The sequence below is a fragment of the Chamaesiphon sp. genome (genome assembly GCF_041737865.1).
Classification (GTDB): Bacteria; Cyanobacteriota; Cyanobacteriia; order Cyanobacteriales; family Chamaesiphonaceae; genus Chamaesiphon.
On sequence record NZ_JBGSQZ010000138.1, the window covers coordinates 1 to 17,583 of the forward strand.

General features: G+C 46.3%; 18 protein-coding genes and 1 tRNA gene. 7 read left to right on the forward strand and 12 right to left on the reverse strand.

Annotation, left to right across the window (positions count from 1 at the left end; translation table 11 throughout):
* Positions 1 to 227: 227 nt before the first annotated feature.
* Positions 228 to 2,138, reverse strand: a complete 1,911-nt coding sequence (locus ACEW9J_RS09550; RefSeq protein ID WP_373544894.1) for a protein phosphatase 2C domain-containing protein — start codon at positions 2,136 to 2,138, stop codon at positions 228 to 230.
* Positions 2,139 to 2,409: 271 nt separating this feature from the next.
* Here ACEW9J_RS09550 and ACEW9J_RS09555 point away from each other — a divergent pair, with 271 nt between their 5' ends.
* Positions 2,410 to 3,312: an LD-carboxypeptidase gene (locus tag ACEW9J_RS09555; RefSeq protein ID WP_373544895.1), complete on the forward strand. Its 903-nt coding sequence runs from the start codon at positions 2,410 to 2,412 to the stop codon at positions 3,310 to 3,312.
* A gap of 28 nt (positions 3,313 to 3,340) precedes the next feature.
* Positions 3,341 to 3,649, forward strand: coding sequence for a DUF3067 family protein (locus ACEW9J_RS09560; protein ID WP_373544896.1), 309 nt, complete (start codon positions 3,341 to 3,343; stop codon positions 3,647 to 3,649).
* 197 nt (positions 3,650 to 3,846) lie between these two features.
* On the opposite strand, the gene ACEW9J_RS09565 is transcribed toward ACEW9J_RS09560, so the two are convergent.
* Positions 3,847 to 4,845, reverse strand: a complete 999-nt coding sequence (locus ACEW9J_RS09565; protein WP_373544897.1) for a phosphoribulokinase — start codon at positions 4,843 to 4,845, stop codon at positions 3,847 to 3,849.
* Between the two features lie 592 nt (positions 4,846 to 5,437).
* Here ACEW9J_RS09565 and petH point away from each other — a divergent pair.
* From petH to ACEW9J_RS09580, 3 genes are all read left to right on the forward strand, one after another.
* The gene (gene petH / locus ACEW9J_RS09570; protein WP_373544898.1) at positions 5,438 to 6,679 is read left to right on the forward strand and encodes a ferredoxin--NADP reductase; all 1,242 of its coding nucleotides are present in this window, start codon (positions 5,438 to 5,440) and stop codon (positions 6,677 to 6,679) included.
* A gap of 197 nt (positions 6,680 to 6,876) precedes the next feature.
* Positions 6,877 to 7,200 (forward strand): thioredoxin, encoded by a 324-nt coding sequence (trxA, locus tag ACEW9J_RS09575; protein ID WP_015160796.1) that lies wholly within the window; start codon positions 6,877 to 6,879, stop codon positions 7,198 to 7,200.
* A 302-nt stretch (positions 7,201 to 7,502) separates the two neighbouring features.
* The gene (locus ACEW9J_RS09580; RefSeq protein WP_373544899.1) at positions 7,503 to 8,552 is read left to right on the forward strand and encodes an LOG family protein; all 1,050 of its coding nucleotides are present in this window, start codon (positions 7,503 to 7,505) and stop codon (positions 8,550 to 8,552) included.
* A gap of 88 nt (positions 8,553 to 8,640) precedes the next feature.
* On the opposite strand, the gene ACEW9J_RS09585 is transcribed toward ACEW9J_RS09580, so the two are convergent.
* Positions 8,641 to 8,713 (reverse strand) — tRNA-Arg (locus ACEW9J_RS09585).
* A 37-nt stretch (positions 8,714 to 8,750) separates the two neighbouring features.
* On the opposite strand from ACEW9J_RS09585, the gene moaC reads away from it, so the two are divergent.
* Both moaC and ACEW9J_RS09595 read left to right on the forward strand, forming a co-directional pair.
* The gene (gene moaC, locus ACEW9J_RS09590; RefSeq protein ID WP_373544900.1) at positions 8,751 to 9,266 is read left to right on the forward strand and encodes a cyclic pyranopterin monophosphate synthase MoaC; all 516 of its coding nucleotides are present in this window, start codon (positions 8,751 to 8,753) and stop codon (positions 9,264 to 9,266) included.
* 185 nt (positions 9,267 to 9,451) lie between these two features.
* The gene (locus ACEW9J_RS09595) at positions 9,452 to 9,856 is read left to right on the forward strand and encodes an NIL domain-containing protein (protein ID WP_373544901.1); all 405 of its coding nucleotides are present in this window, start codon (positions 9,452 to 9,454) and stop codon (positions 9,854 to 9,856) included.
* A 151-nt stretch (positions 9,857 to 10,007) separates the two neighbouring features.
* Here the strand turns inward: ACEW9J_RS09595 and ACEW9J_RS09600 are convergent, their stop codons facing one another.
* The 9 genes from ACEW9J_RS09600 to ACEW9J_RS09640 form a co-directional block, all read right to left on the reverse strand.
* Positions 10,008 to 10,958 (reverse strand): F0F1 ATP synthase subunit gamma, encoded by a 951-nt coding sequence (locus ACEW9J_RS09600; RefSeq protein ID WP_373544902.1) that lies wholly within the window; start codon positions 10,956 to 10,958, stop codon positions 10,008 to 10,010.
* Between the two features lie 251 nt (positions 10,959 to 11,209).
* Complete coding sequence (atpA, locus tag ACEW9J_RS09605) at positions 11,210 to 12,730, reverse strand: F0F1 ATP synthase subunit alpha (RefSeq protein WP_373544903.1); 1,521 nt, start codon at positions 12,728 to 12,730, stop codon at positions 11,210 to 11,212.
* A gap of 114 nt (positions 12,731 to 12,844) precedes the next feature.
* The gene (gene atpH, locus ACEW9J_RS09610) at positions 12,845 to 13,393 is read right to left on the reverse strand and encodes an ATP synthase F1 subunit delta (RefSeq protein WP_373544904.1); all 549 of its coding nucleotides are present in this window, start codon (positions 13,391 to 13,393) and stop codon (positions 12,845 to 12,847) included.
* Positions 13,393 to 13,932 carry a F0F1 ATP synthase subunit B gene (locus tag ACEW9J_RS09615; RefSeq protein ID WP_373544905.1) on the reverse strand — a complete coding sequence of 180 codons (540 nt, stop codon included), beginning with the start codon at positions 13,930 to 13,932 and terminating at the stop codon, positions 13,393 to 13,395. Before ACEW9J_RS09615 ends, atpH begins: the two co-directional genes overlap by 1 nt.
* Before the next feature lie 127 nt (positions 13,933 to 14,059).
* Entirely contained in the window at positions 14,060 to 14,560 is a 501-nt protein-coding gene (locus tag ACEW9J_RS09620) for a F0F1 ATP synthase subunit B' (protein ID WP_373544906.1), read from the reverse strand.
* Positions 14,561 to 14,759: 199 nt separating this feature from the next.
* Complete coding sequence (gene atpE, locus ACEW9J_RS09625) at positions 14,760 to 15,005, reverse strand: ATP synthase F0 subunit C (RefSeq protein WP_373541039.1); 246 nt, start codon at positions 15,003 to 15,005, stop codon at positions 14,760 to 14,762.
* A 121-nt stretch (positions 15,006 to 15,126) separates the two neighbouring features.
* Entirely contained in the window at positions 15,127 to 15,885 is a 759-nt protein-coding gene (gene atpB / locus ACEW9J_RS09630) for a F0F1 ATP synthase subunit A (protein ID WP_373544907.1), read from the reverse strand.
* A gap of 89 nt (positions 15,886 to 15,974) precedes the next feature.
* On the reverse strand, positions 15,975 to 16,412 hold the full coding sequence (locus tag ACEW9J_RS09635) for an ATP synthase subunit I (RefSeq protein WP_373544908.1): 438 nt from the start codon (positions 16,410 to 16,412) through the stop codon (positions 15,975 to 15,977).
* A gap of 67 nt (positions 16,413 to 16,479) precedes the next feature.
* Positions 16,480 to 17,475: an NAD-dependent epimerase/dehydratase family protein gene (locus tag ACEW9J_RS09640; protein WP_373544909.1), complete on the reverse strand. Its 996-nt coding sequence runs from the start codon at positions 17,473 to 17,475 to the stop codon at positions 16,480 to 16,482.
* Positions 17,476 to 17,583 lie beyond the last annotated feature (108 nt).

Genomic DNA, 17,583 nt, shown 5'->3' on the forward strand with positions numbered 1-17,583 from the left:
CAAACCTGTTGCACCATCTTTCAAAGCACGGTGGCATTGCGGCGGGGGTTGTTTCTCTCATTGGTGTCTTCTCAATGTGAAACTGCTCTCTACTCTCGATCTTAGCTCATTTCTTTTGAGTTTTTGTTAAAGTCCCATTAGTCCGCGTAGGCGGACTTTGCAACATGAGCGGCGATTTCAATCGCTGTATTCTCCTAACAGCCTTTGCCCCAGAACATCGACAAAGGTTATTTCGGAGTATCGATCGGACTAACAACTGGGTTGGGGGTAGAAGTAGATTTATTTTGAGACACCCAAGCCCCAGCACCGATCGCCATGAGCAAAATCAGACCGATCGCGCCGATGATTAGGGGCTTTTTGCTTTCAGCCGTTAGCGATGTCGATGCTTTATCGATCGGGATAGATGCGCCAACAGTCCGATTGCGCTGACGATCGAGATCTCCACGCTCGGTTTCGGGACTACTGAGTAGGAGAGTGTCAGAATGGGCAAAATTAGCCGCATCAGCCGGAAAATCCTGAAGCACGGTATTTTGTCCGGCTTCAACTGGTTGTTTTACCTGACAATGAACCAGAGCTACAGTCGCATTATCATGTCCATTGTGAGTATTTGCCATATTGATCGTTCGCTGACAAGCAGTGGCTAGATCCACCTTGCCTTCCAGGACAGGAAGGATCTCGGTTTGCCAATACTGCTCGACTCGATCGCGATCGCTGACTCCATCAGAACAGAGCAGAAAAATACATTCTTCATCAAGGATCGTTCTACGGATATTTGGATGCAGCGCAGTGGAAGAATTCATCCCCAAGGCTTGAAACAAAGAACCCGAACTACTCATCCCTAGAGCTTGTCGATATAATACTCCATTGAGTCGGACTTCTCTGGTTGCCAGATCGTCATCTAATGTCATCTGATGACAGCCAGTGCGGGTAATTCGATAGACGCGACTATCGCCAATATGGGCGATATAAGCTTCATGACCGTAGATCAGCGTCATGACCATTGTCGTCCCCATTCGTGCTCGCTCCTGGCGATTTTCGCTGTCATTGCGGAGACTAATTTGGTCGTTGGCAACACAGGTCGAATTCTCGATCTGAATCGCAATACTATCGGGGTAGCGATTTTCGGGTTTGTCGAGGACGTTCTCGATCCGACGATGGATGGTATCGATCGCGAGACTGGAGGCTACTTCTCCGCCTTGATGTCCGCCAACGCCATCACAGACGATCGCCAGACTGAGATCGTAGCCAGTGTTTTGATACAGTGGATCGCCGCTGGGTGGGTAACAAGCATCTTCATTTTGCTCCCGTGTCGGCCCTATATGGCTGAGGGTAATGTAATTACAATTGAGAAATTGTTTTTGACCCACAGTCCGCAGAGCCTCATCGAGGAGCGCGATCAGCTGGGTTGCTGTATTCACATCTTCCTTGACTAAGCGATCGCAGATTTTCTCCAGTACCTGAGCAATCCCGATCCGCGCGTTTTTTTGCCACGACTTCCACAGTTTACCAAGTTCGGCTAATTTGGGCGTAGAGCTGCCATTTGGCATCAATTCGATCGTCCGTAATAACCCACCTTCAACCCGCAACAATTCTGGATGTAAGAGCGTTTTACTCACGCCTTCAACCTGCATCGAGTCCCAGAGATTGGCGATTTGCCACAGCCAGTTGAGCTGACGCATCGATCCGGCTGTTTTCCAGCTCTCACTCAGTTCTGGCATGACCTTACCAGCCAGCGCCGCACCTAAACCCTCACTATAAATCGGTGCTTTTTCTAATAACCATAGCGTATTAGACCTTCGCCCCGATCGACTGAATTCAACTGCACCATAAACTTGTGGAACGTGGGGACGGTGCCCGATCAACCGCAAATAGGGAGTAATATATTCGGGGACTCGATCGACTACTTCTGGTTGCCAGCCTGGTTTAGTATCCAATAAGACCCGATTATTGACGACAATATAGCGGTTATTCCCTAGCGTTTGTCCGATTTTCAAGCTTGGGGCATCTTCGCCCACAGTCCATAAGTAGACTTTGGGGATAGCTGTCCGACAATGAGCGCAAAAATTATGACTCGCGGGATTGGGAGCTTGACATTCAGGATTTTGGCAGACGATTTTTGCCGCTATGGGGTTGGTCATGGGGTTGGGGTTGCTCCAGTCAGCCGATAGTTTACGCTATCATGGCAATTCAGGTATATGGCTTGAGATGGTTGGTGTCGTTCGGGCGATCGCTTAATCTTGATGATTCGATCTAGCAGCACAATCTTGCTGATGCTGTGATTTTTTAGGGTCTACCTTTGACGAGTGAAATTTTTGAGTACCACACGGTAGTCAATCAAAATTCTACCCTGCGATCGCTGGTTAATCTCTCCCGCTAGCAAAAATAAATCCGCTTATCTTATAAATACCCATGATTCACTCTTGTCAAACACCTTTACCCCTTAAAAGTGGAGATTTATTACGGGTAGTTGCTCCGAGTGGGAGGTTGCGAGATCGAAGTAAACTCGATCGGGGGATAGAAATTTGGCGAGATCGCGGTTATCGAGTCGAAGTGGGGGCGGAAGTTACCGATGAGTGGGGGTATCTCGCCGGAACTGATGCAGCACGTCGCGCTCAATTAGCTGCTGCTTGGGAAGATCCAGACTGTCGGGCGATTCTGTGTGTACGCGGCGGTTATGGGGGGATGCGACTATTGGAAGATTGGCAGTGGAGTTCGATCGCTGCGCCCAAATGGTCGATCGGATTTTCAGATATTACTGCCTTATTATGGAGTCTGACTCAACAGGGCATCGTCGGCATTCATGGGCCACTGTTAACTACTCTAGCAGATGAGCCAGACTGGTCGCGCGATCGATTATTCGATCTAGTTGCCGGACGAGCGATTCCCCCACTCCAGGGCGATAGCTGGGTGGGGAATGTGGCAACAGGTAGATTATTACCTTGCAATCTCACCGTCGCTACCCATCTGCTCGGTACCCCATTTCAACCAAATTTAGCTGGGGCAATTCTGGCGATCGAAGATGTTGGAGAAGCTCCCTATCGGATCGATCGTCTACTCACCCACTGGCGGCTGACAGGGGCACTATCACAGGTTGCGGGGATCGCGATCGGTAGATTCAGCCACTGCGACCCTCCAGAAGGGATTTCTAGCTTTACAGTAGAAGAAGTACTACGCGATCGACTCACCGACCTCCAAATTCCGATCGTCGCCAATCTCCCCTTCGGACACGACGGCTGTAATGCCGCCCTACCTGTTGGAGTTGAGGCAATTTTAGATGGAAATACAGGCCAGCTAACGTGCTTAGTTAAATAGTTGACATCTAACCCCCATACCCTAACTTATGACAGGACAAGAATTACGAGAAATTATCATTGCCAAATGGGGCTATTCCTATGATGTCCAAATGCGAAAAACTCCAAATAAAATTTATTTGCAGGTAATGTGGAAATATCAAGAACAGGCTTCTTTTCCACTGTCAGAGATAGATTATCTCGCTCATTTAGACACAATTGGCTCTTACTTAGTCGCGATGGGTAGTGTAGAACAAGTGCAGAAATTTATCGATAAGACTACCGAAAGACCGCGACTGGGTAAAGCTGTCAGTATGTTGCTCGATCTTGGCGATCGCACATCTGAGTGGATTTTATAATTTTGCCATACTGATGAATAACTATTTCTTGACCTGTGATAAATTAGACATCTGGGATGGATGGTGGATGGTGGATGGTGGATGGTGAATGGTGTTGCCCTAATCTCCTTGGCGGTTGTTATAACTCCAAAAAAAAGAGGGAAGTACTGGACTCCCTCTTCGATCGATAAAACTAATTTAGGTTGCAAATTAACTCATTAAACTCTAGCAGCTACCTTACTTTGGGCGACCAAATGTTCGTAGGTAGCTCTCATTTTGAGACCCACCATCACTTGAAACAAACCAGTACCATTAGTGGAACCAGGATACTCCTTGTGTTGGAGCAGCAGACTAGTCATTTCGCCTGTATGGTTGGTCGAAATATTGCTCAGATGGCTCTCGATGTAGCTGACTTGTTCCAGATTTCCTAACTCACCATCAATTTCGAGTACCGAGACGGGATTTCCGTAATATACATCGGGGCCGTAGAACATCTTGATGCCTGGGTATGGACATTCAAGTTTGCGTCCGCAAGGTCTCCAGTCAATGGTCGAACCCTCATCAAATAAATAGACCGGATTGAAGTCAGACACACCTTCACGCTGCATCAAGCGCACGCGTAGCAGCTTGCTTTCTTTGTCATCGAGCAACTTAGTTGGTAATACTTGGATTACCACATCAGCATGACCGCGCTGAGGCTCGATATAGGCTTCAAAGTCAGGACGACGAGATTCGATCGCGGCGAGAACCTCATCATAGCTGTGACCGCGTTCGGCCATATCCCGCTGAATTTTCCAAGCAATTTTGACATCATCCGTGATATCTAGATAAACACTAAAGTCAATCAGTCCACGGACTCTTTCATCATAAAGTGGATGTAATCCTTCGATTACTACGACATGATTGGGTGCGACTTTCTCAGGGGGGTCAATTAAACCAGTTTCATGGTTGTAAATTGGCTTATCGATAACTTGACCACTTTTGAGAGCTTTAATTTGCTCGTACATCAGGTCAAAATTATTCGCACGCGGATCGAGTGCTGTCACTTTTTGCTCTTTGCGCTGGTATCGATCGAGACTGTGGTAGTCATCCAAACAGATTACCGTCACAAAATCCTCTCCAAACAAGTCGATAATCCGCTGTAAAAACGTTGACTTACCGCAACCGGAGTCTCCAGCAACGCCAATTACTACCACACGATCTACCTTACTGGTCATAGCTATCCTCTTATATTAAAATTCTTTAGGAAGTATCTAGTTCTAGTTCTTTGAAGTAAAATTTTACCTTAATCCGCCACCCCTATCGACCCAAAAACAACCCAATTTTCAGATTGGTTTCGGTCGATCCTGGTGCAATTATCACTCGAATCGGGCACGACCGCGATCGATATGGTAGAAAATTGTACATTTCAATACATCTTATAACGATAGGTAGGGTTAGATTAACAATTCCCAGATCGGACACAATTATGATACAAAACTATACTCAGCCAACATCATAGCCTAATTAGTGTCAATCTCAGCCCACTTCGAGCGTCACCTGAGCCGCTGCTGCCGTGCTTGGCTTTACCACGCGCATCGATCGAAGGGTATCTAAATTTACCTCATCGATCCAAATCTCTGCCCTCGTCCGTATCACTCTTGTGCGATCGGACTCAGCTACGGTATTCTGGCTGGGATATGTTTAGATATTGCAGATTGTCTGCTGCCTGGTTTTATACCTGGGAGAGATCGTTCGACCGAGCGATCTTTGAAGTAACTAAAGTTATAATATGATTTAATATTTGGGGTTCGGAGATACAAAATACTTATGTACAATCCAAGTCTGAGCGGTAGTGCTGGTAATTCAGCAGCTAATAGTCGTCTATATATTTATGAAGTGAGCGGATTGCGAGATCTTCAATCATCCAATGCAGCCGATAGTAAGATTCGTCGGAGTGGTAGCTCATTTATCACCGTACCTTATCAACGGATGAATCAAGAAATGCGGCGCATTGCCAGTTTAGGCGGTAAAATTCTCAGCATTCGTCCCTTTGAAGCTAAGTCTGAACCAACTTCTGTGGAGAGTACCGAACCAATGTCGATTGAAACTACCGAACTTGTCGAAACTAGCGCATCCGCGCCAACGGAAGTCGCCGTCGCCCCCGCAGCCAAAAAACATGCAGATGTCCCTGTTAACATCTACCGTCCCAATGCTCCTTTTGTTGGTAAATGTGTCTCCAATGACGGACTCCTGGCTGATGGCGGAATTGGCATGGTTCAACACGTCAAATTTGATATCTCTGCTGGAGATTTGCGGTACTTTGAAGGACAAAGTATCGGGATTATCCCCCCAGGTAAAGATGCTAAAGGTAAGAATAACAAAATTCGCCTTTATTCGATCGCTAGTACCCGTCACGGCGATGATGTCGATGACAAAACTGTCTCCCTCTGCGTCCGCAAACTAGAGTACAAAGACGAGAAAACTGGCAAAGAAGTCGAAGGTGTGTGCTCTAGCTTCATCTGCGGTCTGAAACCTGGGGATGAGATTCAAATCACTGGCCCAACCGGAAAAGAAATGCTGCTACCTGACGACCCTGAAGCCAACGTCATCATGATGGCAACAGGAACTGGGATTGCACCTTTTCGTGCTTACCTATGGCGGATGTTCAAAGACAACGAACGTCATGCTAACCCCGATTACAGCTTCAAAGGTCTAGCTTGGCTAGTATTTGGAGTAGCGACAACTCCCAACATTCTCTACAAAGACGAACTCGAAGAAATTCAGGAAAAATATCCCGATAACTTCAAGCTCACCTATGCTGTCAGTCGCGAACAGAAAAATGCTGAGGGTGGCAAAATGTACATCCAAGATCGGATCGCCGAAAACGCTGATAAACTATGGTCGCTGATTCAGCAAGAAAAAACCCATGTTTACATCTGTGGACTCAAAGGCATGGAAACAGGCATCGACGCTGCGCTGACAAATGCAGCAATTAAGTCTGATGTCAAATGGTCTGAATACCGCAGCCAACTCAAACGTGCTGGTCGTTGGCACGTTGAAACTTACTAGCTCGTAACTATAGCGATCTTAAATTAGCAACTAGGGTGACTGTAGGGTATCGGCAAGAGATCTGCACGACAAAGGTTTAGATATAAATTGATATCTAAACCTTTGTCAATAACACCACCTACTAGACACTAGCCACTGTTTACATATGGTAAAATTGCATACAAACCGAGCAAACCTAGGTAAAAAGGATTGGAGTCATGTCGTCAGCAGTAGAAGTTACAGACGGTTCTTTTAAGGAAGATGTTCTGGATAGTGAAATTCCAGTATTAGTAGATTTTTGGGCACCTTGGTGCGGGCCTTGTAGAATGGTCGGCCCTGTAGTTGACGAAATCGCCGCTCAGTATGAAGGCAAGATCAAAGTATTCAAGCTCAATACTGACAACAATCCCAATGTTGCCAGTCAATATGGGATTCGGAGTATTCCCACACTGATGATTTTTAAAGGTGGTCAAAAAGTCGATACGGTAGTTGGAGCAGTGCCTAAAGCAACTCTTTCTAATACTGTCGAAAAATATCTCTAAATTGCGATCGAGATCGATTGGCGTATAGTATTACGACTCGTTAGAAAAGTCTAGATCGTGACACCTCCAGTCAGTTAACTTAGACCGCAGGGGCGAACATGAGTGTCAGTTTACCCCTGACTATTTTTAGCAATTGTACGCCCACCAAAGTGTTACAGTCCCAATCGCCAGAATATTACACTCAGCTTGGAATACTGGCATGGGTGGTGAGCGTCTCTAGCCGAATCTAGCTAGAGACGCTTTTCTATGTGTAGATGTTAGTAATTGGTCAAGAGCAGGCTAAATAATTTTGAATCAAACCTATGGACGATCTAGCTGACCTAAAAAATGACCTATTAGCCACGATCGATCGCTTGCCGAGCATGACCCACGGTAAATGGATTCAACGTGCTTTAGAGACGATTTTACGGCTATCTGAAACAGAGATCGACAGATTAGACTGGAAGATCCTCAGTGCATCTATCGGTGATATGGAGCGTGCATTTCAGGTATTTCATCCCTATCGACACATTCGGAAGGTGGCGGTATTTGGCTCTGCCCGAACCAATGATACGGCTCCAGAGTATCAACTTGCCTATGACTTCGCACAAGCGATTACCCAGCAGGGCTTCATGACGATTACTGGTGCTGGTGGCGGCATTATGGCAGCAGCGAATGCCGGAGCGGGGGCTGAAAATTCGTTTGGCTTGAATATTCAGCTTCCATACGAGCAGGGCGCGAATAAATATATCGCTGGAGATCCAAAATCTATCCCGTTCAAATATTTTTTTACGCGGAAGTTATTTTTCCTGAGGGAAAGTGATGCTGTCGCCCTGTTTCCAGGTGGATTTGGCACGCAGGATGAGGCACTGGAGACGCTGACATTGTGCCAAACTGGTCGGTATGGCCCCGTACCGATGGTACTGATCGATCGCCCTGGTGGTACATATTGGCGAGACTGGGATAGTTATCTCCGCAAGAATCTAGCCGCGACGGGATTGATTGGTGTAGGGGATCTAAATCTGTATACGATTACTGATGATATTCAGGTGGCGGCGGAAGTGATTCGGACTTTTTATCAGGTGTATCACTCTAGTCGTTATGTTGGCGAACAATTTGTGATGCGACTGAAGATGGCGATTAGCGATCGAGATCTAGAATTGCTCAATCGAGAGTTTGGTAGTTTAGTTTCTAGCGGTAGAATCGTCCAAACTACGGCTCTAGATGACGAATTGGAAGACTCGATTTCCCATTTACCTCGGCTTACATTCAAACTTGACAGGCGCGATTTTGGTAAACTGTATCAGATGATTGGCAAAATCAATCAAATGGGTGGCGATCCTTGTCCCAATACCCATCCTGAATCAAAATAAATCGAGGCTAATAAATAAATATCCCCCAAGAGGAAACTCTTGAGAGATATTTGGGTCGATCGAGTCCGATGACGGCGATCGAAACTAGTGAGCAAGGAGGGATTCGAACCCCCGACCTTCTGATCCGTAGTCAGAAGCTCTATCCACTGAGCTACTTGCCCTTGTCCGTCCTCAACTATAACATACCTTTATCAAAACATGCAAAATTTTTCTGAAGCTGTTGGATCTCCATCGGATTCCCAACTTACACATTTGAACGATCGCGGTGAGGCGATGATGGTAGATGTCGCAGAAAAGGCGGTGACGAAGCGTACCGCAGTCGCTGGAGGACAAGTCCGCATGTCTCTAAGCACCCTAGAAGCGATTCTGGCGGGTAATGCACCCAAAGGTGATGTCATAGGTATTTCGAGAATTGCAGGCATCATGGCAGCCAAACAAACAGCTAATCTGATTCCACTTTGTCATCCACTCCCCCTGAGTCAAGTACTAGTATCTGTCACACCCGATCGAGAGTTACCAGGTTTCCAAATTCGATCGACAGTGACGATTAAAGCTGAAACTGGTGTGGAAATGGAAGCTCTGACTGCGGTATCGATCGCGGCTCTGACTCTATATGATATGGCTAAGGCATTGGAGAAGTCGATGCAAATCGAAAATATCCGGTTGATTAGTAAAACGGGTGGTAAATCGGATTTTAAGGGGGATGGTGGATAGTGAATGGGTAGATGGTGAATGGCTGTAGGGTGTGTTAGGCGTAAGCCATAACGCACCAGTATTTAAACTAGGCGATGGAAATTAGGTTCTCATTTCTTTCCCCCAGTCTCCCCCTCTTTCATACCCAAATTCAGCAACGCCCATTTACGCTCTAAAATAGAATCGATCGCTACTGCCTTCCCACTGTGAAAAAACGGGTTACTCTTACCTTCCCTAAACGAGCGATTCAGATGCCAGTTGCGTATCGACTGGCTAAAGATTTTAACATCGCTGCAAATATCATTCGCGCTCAGGTAGCACCCAACCAAATCGGCAAGCTAGTAGTAGAACTAGCTGGAGACATTGACGAACTCGATGCTTCGATCGATTGGATGCGCTCTCAAGGTATCCAAGTTTCCACAGCTAATAAGGAAATCTTTGTCGATGAGGATGTCTGTGTGGATTGTGGATTGTGTACTGGCGTGTGTCCGACTGAAGCTCTCAATTTAGAACCAGATACCTTCAAGCTCAATTTCACGCGATCGCGTTGTATCGTCTGCGAGCAGTGTATCCCGACTTGTCCCGTCGGCGCGATTTCTACAAATCTATAATCACTGGTGAGTCAGCTCCCCGACTTCTGAGCAAGTCAACCTCGGACTTTCGGAAAAGTTATATTATCCAGAGTGCCGCTATCAATGCCAATACCTAAAAATGTGCCTGAAATTAATTCCAGACACATTTTGATAACATTAATAAATCGATCTAGCCTTGAAGTGCCTCAGCACCGCCGACAACCTCCAGAATTTCTTGAGTAATCGCTGCTTGACGGGCTTTGTTGTAGCTGAGAGTCAATGAGCCGATTAATTGTTTGGCATTGTCGCTAGCATTATTCATCGCTGTCATCCGCGCGGCAAGTTCGCTGGCGGCAGATTCTTGGAGGGCGCGGAGGAGTTGATTATTTAGATACAGGGGTAGGAGTGCATCCAGAATTTGATTGGGATCTTGTTCAAAGATCGTATCGCTAGGTAGAGGTTGCACGGATGTGTCTAATTTATCGCGCTCGACGGCGAAAGTACCATTGCGACTAGTCAGGCGGAACACTTCATCATCTGGAACTTCCAATCCTTGAGGAGTCAAGGGTAGTAATGTCTGAACGACAGGGCGAGAAGCAATCAGCGAGACAAATTTTGTGTAGACTAGTTCCACTCTATCAACGCCTTCGGACAGAAACAAAGAGAGCAGTTCGTCAGCGATTTTATTTGCTTCAACAGCCGTAGGGATTTGTTCTAGTCCCGTATAGTCGGCACTAATCGGTTGGTTACGACGTTGAAAGTACTGAGTAGCTTTGCGTCCGACGGTGACAAACTTGTAATCCAAACCCTGCGCTTTAAGTTCTTTGGCACGAAGCTCGGCTTTCTTGATGATGGCACTATTATAACCGCCACATAGACCGCGATCGCCTGTAACTACCAAGATCCCTACGCATTTTGCTTCCCGTTGTTGCAGAAAAGGCGAAGTAGCATCAGCGAAGGTTAACCGACTTTTGAGACTATATAAAACTTGAGCCAATCTATCTGCAAATGGACGAGTTGCAACGACTTGTTGCTGCGCCCGCCGCACTTTTGCGGCTGCGACTAGGCGCATTGCTTCAGTAATTTTTTTAGTATTTTTAACTGATTCAATCTGATCCCGAATAATTTTTAAGTTAGCCATGTAAAGAGGGGGTAGAGAGTAGAGAGTAGAGTGGATTAATTTCAGATATCCCGTAGTGCATCGACATGCTTAATTCTGTGGGTAAAGCAATCGAGTCGAACCCGTGAATATTTAGGTGTTAAATATTAATGCTGATTTTTTAGATGTCTATATAATTAAACTCAGTAGGGGTATCCCTTGCGGGTACCTGTAAATGTTCGGGTACCCACGAGGGGCACCCCTACGGTTCTACTTCGAGCTGTGGATATCCTCTAAGCGGTGGCCAAGAAGGATTTCTTACATTCGACTAGTGCGGCTTTGAGCATGGCTTCTGCTTCATCAGTAAGCTGCATTTTGTTGTCTTTGATGGTTTGAGCGTACTCAGGTTTACTATTTTTTAGGTAGTCTTTGAGTGCAGCAGTGTAACCAGTGACTTTGTTGACGGCGATATCGTCGAGATAGCCGTTTAATCCCGCATATACTAGTGCAACTTGTTCGGCTACAGATAGAGGGGAGTACTGAGGCTGCTTGAGGATTTCGCGGAGGCGCGCGCCACGAGCGAGTTGATTTTGGGTCGCTTGGTCGAGGTCGGATGCAAATTGAGCGAAGGCTTGGAGGTCGTCAAACTGCGCGAGTTCGAGCTTGAGTTTACCTGCGACCTTTTTCATCGCTTTGGTCTGTGCGGCGGAACCTACGCGGGATACGGAGATCCCAGCGTTGATGGCGGGGCGAAGACCAGAGTTAAACAGGTCGGAGGAGAGGAAGATTTGACCGTCAGTAATCGAAATTACGTTGGTAGGAATATACGCAGATACGTCACTACCTTGAGTTTCGATAATTGGCAGGGCTGTCATACTACCACCGCCGAGTTCGTCGCTGAGTTTGGCAGCACGTTCGAGTAGGCGGGAGTGAATGTAGAATACGTCGCCAGGATATGCTTCACGTCCTGGTGGGCGACGGAGTAGCAGGGACATTTGGCGATATGCTTGTGCTTGTTTGGACAAGTCATCGTAGATAATCAGGGTCGCTTTACCTTGGTACATGAAGTACTCAGCGATCGCTGCACCAGTGTAAGGTGCGAAGTATTGGAGGGTCGCAGGATCGTTGGCATTGGCAGCTACAACGACCGTGTAAGCCATCGCGCCAGCTTCTTCGAGGACGTTGACGATATTGGCAACGGTGGAGGCTTTCTGACCGATCGCTACATATACACAGACTACATCTTCAGATTTTTGGTTGATGATCGTATCAACTGCGATCGAAGTTTTACCAGTCTGTCTGTCACCAATAATCAATTCCCGTTGACCGCGACCAACTGGAATCATCGCATCAATAGCGGTAATTCCGGTCTGCATGGGTTCATATACCGAACGACGTTCGATAATCCCTGGTGCCATGAATTCAATCAGGCGAGTGGTAGTAGTAGCGATGTCGCCTTTGCCATCGATGGGACGAGCCAAAGCATCGACTACCCGACCGATAATCGCATCACCAACAGGAATCTGAGCGATTTTACCAGTTGCTTTGACGGCACTACCTTCTTGAATATTCCGACCGTTGCTCATCAATACCACACCGACGTTATCGGCTTCGAGGTTGAGAGCCAAGCCGACACTCGCGTCTTCAAATTCGACGAGTTCCCCAGACATGACTTTATCCAAGCCATAAACGCGGGCAATCCCGTCTCCTACTTGGAGGACGGTACCGACGTTTGATGATTTGACATCTTGGGTATATTGTTCGATTTGCTGGCGAATGATGCTACTAATTTCGTCAGGTCTGATACTAATCATAATTATTTATTACTGATGTAAGTCTTTTATAGGTATTAGGCTTTAGGTTTGAGGTTTGAGGTGTTGGGTTTTAGGCTTTATCTAACTAAATCCCTACTCCCTACCCTCTACTCCCTAAGCAATGCTCAGACCCAGGCGACGGATTTCGGCACGAAGGCTGGAGTCGATGACTTGAGAACCAACTTTGATAATCACCCCGCCGATGATGTCTGGGTCGATGTTGGTAACGATTTCGACGCTAGTTGCGCTGGTCATGGCTTGAACTCGATCGCGAACAGATTGAGTCTGGGAGTCAGTTAAAGCGACTGCACTAGTGACTTCTGCCAAGACAATTCCTTTTAAGTCGCGCAAGGCGGCTTGATAACGCTTACAAATTCCTGCCAAGTAGCCAATTCTGCGACGCTCGACTAAGATCATCAAGAAGTTTGACATAAATGGGTGAATTTTGTCGGTGACAATCTTAGCCAAAATTGCTTTTTTATCGGCAATTTTAACAATCGGACTTGCCAAGACTTGGTTCAATTCTGGAGACTCATCAAGCAGGCCTAATAAATCCGCGCAATTGCTACCAAATTCATCGACCAGATTTTGAGACTGAGCGAGGGACATCAACGCATCTGCGTAAGGGGTGAGAACTACACTACCGATGGCACTATCTTTCATTATTTACCTCCTACCAATGCGATACTACGATCGACCAACTCAGCTTGAGCGGATTCGGTGAGTAGGTTTTTGAGTTGAGCTTCTGCTCTTTCCATCGCCAGTTTAGTGACTCGCACGCGCAGTTCGGCGATGGCTTTGTCCTGCTCGTTACTGGTGTCAGCAGCAGCTAGTTCCTGCATCCGCTCGATATCGGCTGCTGTTTTAGCCTCGATTTCGGCTTTGGCATTTTCCGCACTGGTAATTGCCAATGTGCGAATATTTTCAGCTTCAGTTTGGGCTTGAGCCAGATTTTTCTTAGCTACTTCCAGAGCGGACATCGCTTGTTTCTGACGAGCTTCCGTATCTTGAATGGCAGTTTCGATCGCCAGGCGACGTTCGGTGAGAATTTCGGTCAAGAGTTTGCGTCCGAAGACAAATACAAAAATCAAGACCAGAACGAGGTTAAATAAGTTGGCTTCGATTAAATCTGTATTTAAGCTGACACCACCTGTTTCGGCTGTGGCTTCGGCTGTGGCGAGGAATAAAAAATTTCCCATCATATATATGTGCTAGAACTGGGCGATTCGATCGAACGGTTATTTGTTATGAGCGATTGGTTGCCAGTTACATAAATTGTGACCGCTAACTGTTCGTTATTAACTGTTTTAATCTGGCTAGCAGGTTATTTTATTTAACTAACTCGGCTCCCAACAATTTGGTTAAGATTTGACGGCTGAGGGCTTCTACTTGAGGCTCTAGAGCTGTAAAAGCGGATTGCTTTTGCTTGTCGATCTCGGCTTGAGCTTGTTCGCGTTGAACTTGAGCAGTTTGTTGAATTTCGGCAATTTGTCCGGCGGCGATCTTTTGCGCTTCAGCTTTGGCTGTGGCGATGACTGCTTGGGATTCCCGTCTGGTACCTGCTAGTTCTGCTTCATATTTCTTGGTGAGTGTTTCGGCTTCGGCTAGTCTGGCTTTGGCATCGCCCAAACCACCGCGAATGTACTCATCTCGATCGTCTAATACTTTACCAAGGGGTTTGTAAAACAGGATGTTTAATGCACCAACCAAAATGACAAATTGGATTGCCATCAGGGGCAAGGTCGCATCAAAGTCAAACAGTTTACCCTTTTCCGCTACTTCTGCTACTTCTGCTACTGCGGCTAGCAGTAGTGTCCATTGTGGGATCATGTTTTATGCTTTCCTTGGAAATTTTAGATCGGGAGGAAATCGGCAGTAAAGTAAGTAGTAAGTCTATTTGTCGGTCGTAGCTGGATTGCCGCCTTATGCCGGAGGAAACCTCCGAATCGTTCGCCTTCATCAACTCTCAACTCTCAACTCTCAACTCTCAACTAATACTGTCCGTTCCTACCGATGGTTGACTGTAAGATTATGCGAAGGGGTTAGCAAACAACAGAATCAGTGCAACAACTAGACCGTAGATGGTCAAAGATTCCATGAACGCTAGGGAGAGCAACAGAGTACCGCGAATTTTGCCTTCAGCTTCGGGCTGACGTGCAATCCCTTCTACGGCTTGACCAGCAGCAGTACCTTGACCTAAACCAGGCCCGATGGAAGCTAGACCAACAGCGAGAGCAGCAGCGATAACGGAAGCAGCAGCAACAGTAGGATTCATGTGTATTTACCTTAAAAAATGATGGAGAGAATATTAATTGAGATTGATTCGGTTACTAGTTACCAGTTAATCGCGTCTAGTTATGCACCATCCACCATTCACCATTCACTATTCACCAAACTTAGTGTTCTTCTTCGTGTTCGCCGTGACCTTCGATCGCTTCACCGATGTAGACAGCAGCTAGCGTTGCAAATACCAATGCTTGGATGGCACTAGTAAACAACCCTAACAGCATAACTGGTATCGGCACAATAAACGGAACTAGTAATACTAGTACGCCGACCACTAATTCATCTGCAAGGATGTTTCCGAACAAACGGAAGCTTAGGGACAACGGTTTAGTGAAGTCTTCGAGGATATTGATCGGTAACAGGATTGGTGTCGGTTCGATGTATTTAGCTAGATATCCCAAACCACGTTTGCGGAAACCTGCATAGAAATACGCCAAAGACGTGAGTAATGCTAGTGCTACCGTGGTGTTGATATCGTTGGTTGGCGCGGCTAGTTCACCTGATGGCAAGTGAATCAGCTTCCACGGGAGTAATGCTCCAGACCAGTTGGATAAAAAGATGAATAAAAATAGGGTACCGATAAATGGAACCCAAGGACGATATTCCTTTTCGCCAATTTGGTCTTTACTTAAATTGCGGATATACTCCAAGGCATACTCCATCAAGTTTTGAATCCCGCGTGGAATGCGTTGGACATTCCGTGTTGCGGCGATTGCAGCGATTAGCAGCAACCCGATTACAAACCAAGAAGTGAGGAATACTTGACCGTGGATTTGGAGGTTTCCTAGTCGCCAATACAAGTGATGACCGACATCCAATGCCGCCAAGGGCAGGAGATTCATGATGTTTAAACCATCTAACATGTGCATCTAGGAGTCATTGTCTCGCGATCGTTTACCAAAATTGCAGTTACTGCTATTGCTGGTCGATTCTGCGCTAGCTCACACCCGATCGAATTTTAATCCCCGATCGAGATTGTCCGCACGAGATAAACTATAAGTGCTGCTTTGTAGGTTAAGAACCCTAAAAAGACTGGCAGAATTTGCAGTTGGTGCCATTTAGCAGCTACAAGCATCAAGACTACAACTAGAGCTTGACGATCGAGACTTAGCTTCACGGATTCGTTACCAATGCGATCTACATCTTTTGCTAGCAGTCTCAAGTACACTACTCCTGCGGCTGCACCCAACAGGTAATTGAGGGCAACCCTCAAATCGTAAAAGTACGTCACTGCGGCAAATACCACAGCAGTAATTCCGATAGTAATCAGATACAACTCTTGTTTGAGCTGTTGATACTCACCCATCGAGTCTTCTGACGACCCTACACTAGATTCCTCCGGTGTAGTTTCCTCATTAACTAATTCTGTCAGTTGAGGCGTTTCATCAGTAGTCACAGCAGTTTAGTGTTATTCGATCCCGAATCGACCACCATAGATTGTATCACCGAGGGGGTAACAATACTTAAAAATTTTTATCGCGCGATCGTTTACCACTGACAAGACCCCGCGTCCGAAAAATGTCGGAGATCGTTGGGGCGTAGCTAGGCAAGCCAAATGTGGCGGGGCTAACGGGGTTAGTGGAGCCAAAGTGACGGTAGTCTAAGCAAAACCGATCCCATTCGGCCATTTGGATCTTAAATAGCTTAATAAAAAAATTGGCGATCGCGATCGACAAGGGAATCTGAAAGGGACTCTTTTTACCAAAGTAGGCACAAATCTCTTTAATTCCAGCATCAGCAGTAACTAATTTATTGCCCAAGACGACGCGGCGATCGAATTTATCGGCAAGTTCGGGATGTGCGATCAGATGCCTGACGACTTCGGCGATATCTTTGCCGTGAATAAAATGGAAGCTGCCATCAGCAGTAAACCATTGCAGTAGCCCAGCATATTTAGCGATATTTGTCAAGTCAGCCGACAGAAAGGAATAGGGCTTGGTCTCGTCACCACCAAATACTAGTGTGGGAAAAACCGTCGTAACTTTTGAGGCAATCCTATTCTCACCACCGACAGCATTTTTTTCCCGTGTCAATTTGTCCAAACACTGATATTTAGACATAATATAATCTGTCCCGATCTTACCTGCTTCCGGTAATAGTTGATTCTGTCGATCGAGTACACTTTGGGTTGAAAAGTAGATAACTTGCTGACAAACTTGCGGGTCGAGCAGCTCGAATAAAACGTGAGTTTTAGTGTAGTTAATATCAAAGGCTTCTTGCCCACCCCAACCCGCCGCAGTCATTACGGCAACATCGATTGTCTTCAGTAACTCAGCTTGCTTTTCGATTTCTATCATGTCTACGGTAACGACATGAATGCCCGGACGTGCGTTAATATCTACTTGCAATTTGGCAGGGTTGCGGACAAATAAAAATAGTTCGTGGTCGGTATTTTGAATCAGAGTTTCACTGATATAATGACCGACACAACCACTAGCACCAGTTACAAGAATACGCATGAAATTAGGGATGAGGAATTAGGGGCTGCTGGGGGACTGGGGGACTGGGGGACTGGGGGGACTGGGAGTTAGATTAGTTTTAAAAATCCAAAATCATACATCAATTTA

Coding starts and splice junctions, on each gene's coding strand:
- ACEW9J_RS09615 (WP_373544905.1), bottom strand. CDS start 13,932: ATGATGGGAAATTTTTTATTCCTCGCCACAGCCGAAGCCACAGCCGAA.
- ACEW9J_RS09550 (WP_373544894.1), bottom strand. CDS start 2,138: ATGACCAACCCCATAGCGGCAAAAATCGTCTGCCAAAATCCTGAATGT.
- ACEW9J_RS09560 (WP_373544896.1), top strand. CDS start 3,341: ATGACAGGACAAGAATTACGAGAAATTATCATTGCCAAATGGGGCTAT.
- atpE (WP_373541039.1), bottom strand. CDS start 15,005: ATGAATCCTACTGTTGCTGCTGCTTCCGTTATCGCTGCTGCTCTCGCT.
- atpH (WP_373544904.1), bottom strand. CDS start 13,393: ATGAAAGATAGTGCCATCGGTAGTGTAGTTCTCACCCCTTACGCAGAT.
- trxA (WP_015160796.1), top strand. CDS start 6,877: ATGTCGTCAGCAGTAGAAGTTACAGACGGTTCTTTTAAGGAAGATGTT.
- atpA (WP_373544903.1), bottom strand. CDS start 12,730: ATGATTAGTATCAGACCTGACGAAATTAGTAGCATCATTCGCCAGCAA.
- ACEW9J_RS09555 (WP_373544895.1), top strand. CDS start 2,410: ATGATTCACTCTTGTCAAACACCTTTACCCCTTAAAAGTGGAGATTTA.
- ACEW9J_RS09620 (WP_373544906.1), bottom strand. CDS start 14,560: ATGATCCCACAATGGACACTACTGCTAGCCGCAGTAGCAGAAGTAGCA.
- ACEW9J_RS09600 (WP_373544902.1), bottom strand. CDS start 10,958: ATGGCTAACTTAAAAATTATTCGGGATCAGATTGAATCAGTTAAAAAT.
- ACEW9J_RS09580 (WP_373544899.1), top strand. CDS start 7,503: ATGGACGATCTAGCTGACCTAAAAAATGACCTATTAGCCACGATCGAT.
- ACEW9J_RS09565 (WP_373544897.1), bottom strand. CDS start 4,845: ATGACCAGTAAGGTAGATCGTGTGGTAGTAATTGGCGTTGCTGGAGAC.
- ACEW9J_RS09640 (WP_373544909.1), bottom strand. CDS start 17,475: ATGCGTATTCTTGTAACTGGTGCTAGTGGTTGTGTCGGTCATTATATC.
- moaC (WP_373544900.1), top strand. CDS start 8,751: ATGCAAAATTTTTCTGAAGCTGTTGGATCTCCATCGGATTCCCAACTT.
- atpB (WP_373544907.1), bottom strand. CDS start 15,885: ATGCACATGTTAGATGGTTTAAACATCATGAATCTCCTGCCCTTGGCG.
- petH (WP_373544898.1), top strand. CDS start 5,438: ATGTACAATCCAAGTCTGAGCGGTAGTGCTGGTAATTCAGCAGCTAAT.